Source organism: Neisseria sp. P0020.S005 (assembly GCF_051957055.1).
Taxonomy (GTDB): domain Bacteria; phylum Pseudomonadota; class Gammaproteobacteria; order Burkholderiales; family Neisseriaceae; genus Neisseria; species Neisseria subflava_A.
The window spans coordinates 1-635 of sequence record NZ_JBQCWV010000030.1; the positions used below are offsets into that span (position 1 = coordinate 1).

At 51.7% G+C, this 635-nt stretch carries 2 pseudogenes; both read right to left on the reverse strand.

Going from position 1 to position 635, the window contains the following annotated elements:
- Window positions 1–314: pseudogene (locus tag ACTHTU_RS11145) on the reverse strand (M61 family metallopeptidase); the annotation flags it as partial.
- A 101-nt stretch (window positions 315–415) separates the two neighbouring features.
- Window positions 416–635 (reverse strand): annotated as a pseudogene (locus tag ACTHTU_RS11150) (hypothetical protein); the annotation flags it as partial.

The window sequence follows — 635 nt, forward strand, 5'->3', positions numbered from 1 at the left end:
GTGTAGAGGGTCGTCTGAAAAAAGTCTTCGAGGTCCAGACCGGTAAACGCTTGGCAACGAGCTTGCCATTGTTTTTCGGGGATGCCTTGCCGGGTGTCCAGCCAATCGCGGTAGTGTTGCTGCATGACGCTGTCGAGGGTGTGTTGCCCACTGCTTTTGCTGCGGATGGCGAGGTCGAGGCAGAGGGCGGCGAGTGCGCCTTTTTGGTAGTAGCTGACGATGGCGTTGGGGCTGTTTGCGTCTTGTTTGTAGAATTTGTTCCAAGCAGTGAAGCTGGATTCAGCAAGGCTTTGTTTCAGACGACCTTTGGTTTGGTAGGGAAGGGGGAGTTTAGAAAGGCTGCACGTAGATTCCAAGTTTGTGTGATTTGCTGGTGTGTGAATGTGAGACGTTGCCAAATTAGACAGCCTGCACCCTAAAACCCCGCCCGATCCAATTCTTCCAGCAACGCAGGCCTGCGCGGTTTTTCGCTATATCGTTCCCTGATCTCGTCGGCAAAGTCTTCCATTGCCTGCCGTTGTGCTGAATATTGTCGACGGAGGACTTTTAATTGGTTCAAGAGCTGGCGGTATTGCTTACGGTTGCTTGCCTTATTGATTTCAGCCGCAAAGATTTTCAGGTAGCAAGCTACGATT